The 2,805-nt window shown below is 63.6% G+C and carries 3 protein-coding genes, 2 tRNA genes and 1 pseudogene; 4 read left to right on the top strand and 2 right to left on the bottom strand.

The features are described from left to right. From EN925_RS30845 to EN925_RS30835, 3 genes and pseudogenes are all read left to right on the top strand, one after another. Positions 1 to 259 (top strand): annotated as a pseudogene (locus tag EN925_RS30845) (ABC transporter permease); the annotation flags it as partial. 13 nt (positions 260 to 272) lie between these two features. Further along, complete coding sequence (locus EN925_RS30840; protein WP_013532178.1) at positions 273 to 1,043, top strand: SDR family NAD(P)-dependent oxidoreductase; 771 nt, start codon at positions 273 to 275, stop codon at positions 1,041 to 1,043. Further along, positions 1,040 to 1,693, top strand: a complete 654-nt coding sequence (locus tag EN925_RS30835) for a GNAT family N-acetyltransferase (protein WP_127368910.1) — start codon at positions 1,040 to 1,042, stop codon at positions 1,691 to 1,693. Before EN925_RS30840 ends, EN925_RS30835 begins: the two co-directional genes overlap by 4 nt. A 1-nt stretch (position 1,694) precedes the next feature. Here the strand turns inward: EN925_RS30835 and EN925_RS30830 are convergent. Beyond that, a tRNA-Val gene (locus EN925_RS30830) sits at positions 1,695 to 1,770 on the bottom strand. Positions 1,771 to 1,986: 216 nt separating this feature from the next. Between EN925_RS30830 and EN925_RS30825 the strand changes: the two genes are divergently transcribed. Further along, positions 1,987 to 2,063 (top strand) — tRNA-Asp (locus EN925_RS30825). Positions 2,064 to 2,208: 145 nt separating this feature from the next. On the opposite strand, the gene EN925_RS30820 is transcribed toward EN925_RS30825, so the two are convergent. Beyond that, positions 2,209 to 2,805: ribokinase (locus EN925_RS30820; protein ID WP_164894497.1), on the bottom strand; the 597-nt coding region annotated here is incomplete at its 5' end.

The raw sequence follows: 2,805 nt of genomic DNA, 5'->3' as shown, positions 1-2,805 counted from the left end.
GGGGCCCCCCGCCAATCTCGGCGTCGGCTTGCTGTTCAACGCCTTCGCCGCGGTCGTCATCGGCGGCGTCAGCCTCAAAGGCGGCGTCGGCACCCTCCCCGGCGTCTATGCCGGCGTGCTTTTGCTCTCGGCCATCAACACGGCGATCAATTTGATGGGCCTGCCGGCCAATTTCACCCAGGTGATTCATGGCCTGCTGGTGCTGGCCGCGGTGCTGCTCGACGCCTTCAAGCAAACCATTCGCCAAAGACTCGCATGACAGGACGGCTCGCATGACAGGACGGCTAAAAGACAAGGTGGCGCTCATCGTCGGCGCCGCCCGCGGCATCGGCAAGGGCATTGCGCTCCGCTTTGCCGAAGAGGGAGCGCGGCTGGTGCTCGCCGACACCGAAGTCGAAGCCGGGCAAGCGACCGCTGGCGAGTTGGGCGTCCCCTTCATCCGCACCGACATCTCGCAAATGAGCGACGCCGAGGCCGCCGTGGCGCTGGCGCTGAAGCAGCATGGCCGTCTCGACATCATCGTGCAGAATGCCGGCATCTATCCCTGGCAGCTGATCGAGAACACCAGCGCCGACGACTGGGACCGCGTCATGGCGGTCAATCTGCGCGGCACCTTCAATGCCAGCCGCGCGGCCCTGGTGCCGATGAAGGCGCAACGCTTCGGCCGCATGCTCTACACCTCCTCCATCACCGGTCCGCATGTCACCAGCCCGGGCCATGGCCACTATTCGGCCAGCAAGGCCGGCATCAACGGCTTCATCCGCGCCGCGGCACTGGAATTCTCCGGCTACGGCATCACCGTCAACGGCGTCGAGCCCGGCAACATCCTGACCGAAGCGATCGAGCTGCATCGCGGCGAGGCGTTCATCAAGAACATGGAGGATTCCATCCCGCTTGGCCGCCTCGGCAGCCCGCGCGACGTCGCCAATGCCTTCCTGTTCCTCGCCTCGGACGATGCCAGTTACATCACCGGCACGACCATCGTCGTCGATGGTGGGCAGTTGCTGCCCGAAGGCAGCGATTTCCGGCTCGTTCCGCCATGATCATCGATTTCGGCGATGGCTTCTTCCTGCGCCAGGCGACCGAGGCCGACCATCCAGCACTTGCCATGATCTGCCTCAAGACCGGTGATGCCGGCCAGGATGCAACCGGTCGCGAAGACGCTCCGGATCTGTTGGGCCAAATCTACACCATCCCCTACCAGGTGCTGGAGCCCGACCTCGCTTTCATCGTCGATGGGCCAACGGGCGCCGCGGGCTATCTGCTGGGTGCAAAAGACACAAAGGCTTTCAATGCAGGCCTGGCAGCAAGGTGGTATCCGCGCCTTCGCGCGCAGGTGACCGATCCCGGACCCGACCGCACGCGCTGGAGCGGCAGCGACTGGGCTCGCCACCAGATCCATCATCGCGACTTCACCATTCCGCCGGCCCTGGCTGCCTACCCTTCGCACGGTCATATCGACCTGTTGCCGCAAGCGCGTGGAAAAGGCATCGGCCGGCGGGCGATGGCTTTTCTCGAGCAAAGGCTCGCCGCGCTCGGATCACGCGGGCTTTGCCTCGAAGTGATGCCGGACAATCACAACGCGCTGCGCTTCTACAGGGCCATCGGATTCGCAGTGTTGCGGGAGCCGGGATTGCCCGACCACAGCATCTATGTCGCCAAACGGCTGACAACCGCACCGGAGATCGTGTGAATGGTGGGCGATGACGGGCTCGAACCGCCGACATCTTCGGTGTAAACGAAGCGCTCTACCAACTGAGCTAATCGCCCGCTCCGGGCCGGACCTTTAAGCGGTCAGGGTCCGCTTCGCAAGGCCAAATGAGCGCAGGACGCCCTGGTTGGATGCCGGTTTTGCCAACAAAACGCCGGCTGTCAAAAAACCTTCTCCTGTTTGCTGTTATGATGGTTTGGTGCGCTTGACACCCGGTGGCGAACCCCTTATCCAGCGCCCCAACGACGAACACGGCTGACACGTGTTCGCCATGCGCGGGTGTAGCTCAGTTGGTTAGAGTGCCGGCCTGTCACGCCGGAGGTCGCGGGTTCGAGCCCCGTCACTCGCGCCATTTCTCTCAAGGGTATCAAGCCCTTGGCTTTGGAGAAATGTCGACATTGATTGTCAAAAATGTTGTCTTGCAAGAGACCTGAGGTCCAAGAGACCTGAGGTCACTCAGGTCCGTTCGGCCCATGCAGACGTCTTGCCGCGCAAGATCATCCTCTCGCCAGCAGCGCCTCGACCTCCTGCAGCGTCGGCATGGATGGCGCAGTCCCTGGCCGGGTCACCGAGATTCCGGCGACGGCGCAAGCGAAGCGCACCGCCTGCAGCGGCTCCACGCCCCTCGAAAGTGCAGCGGCAAGCCCGCCATTGAAAGCATCGCCTGCCCCCGTGGTTTCGACCACCGGGCCGGCGCTGACGGCTGGAACGTGGTCGGAGCGATCTTTCGAGTGCAAAAGCGCGCCCTTGTCGCCGAGCGTGACGATGACTGTGCCGACCCCCTTTTTGAGCAGACTGTCGGCGGCGGCTCGCGCCTCGTCGACCGAGGACACCTTCATCCCGGTCAGTTCCTCCGTCTCGGTCTCGTTGGGCGTGAGGTAGTCGCAGAGCGTGTAGATGCGGTCGGGAAGCTTTGCCGCAGGGGCTGGGTTGAGGATCGTCGTCACCCCTGCCCCACGCGCGATCTCCAACGCCCGCATGGCTGCTTCGATCGGCTGTTCGAGCTGCGTGACAAAGACACCGGCATTGCTGATCAATGCGGCATTGGCTTCGATATCGGCTGGAGAGATCAGCATGGCAGCACCGGGGCTGAC

It is taken from the genome of Mesorhizobium sp. M7A.F.Ca.US.006.04.2.1, from assembly GCF_004022915.1.
In the GTDB taxonomy this organism is placed as follows: Bacteria; Pseudomonadota; Alphaproteobacteria; order Rhizobiales; family Rhizobiaceae; genus Mesorhizobium; species Mesorhizobium ciceri.
This window is presented reverse-complemented; position numbering and strand designations above follow the sequence as displayed.

What these genes read in the sequence shown, in the direction of transcription:
- EN925_RS30840 (WP_013532178.1), top strand. Translation starts at nt 273, where the DNA reads ATGACAGGACGGCTAAAAGACAAGGTGGCGCTCATCGTCGGCGCCGCC.
- EN925_RS30835 (WP_127368910.1), top strand. Translation starts at nt 1,040, where the DNA reads ATGATCATCGATTTCGGCGATGGCTTCTTCCTGCGCCAGGCGACCGAG.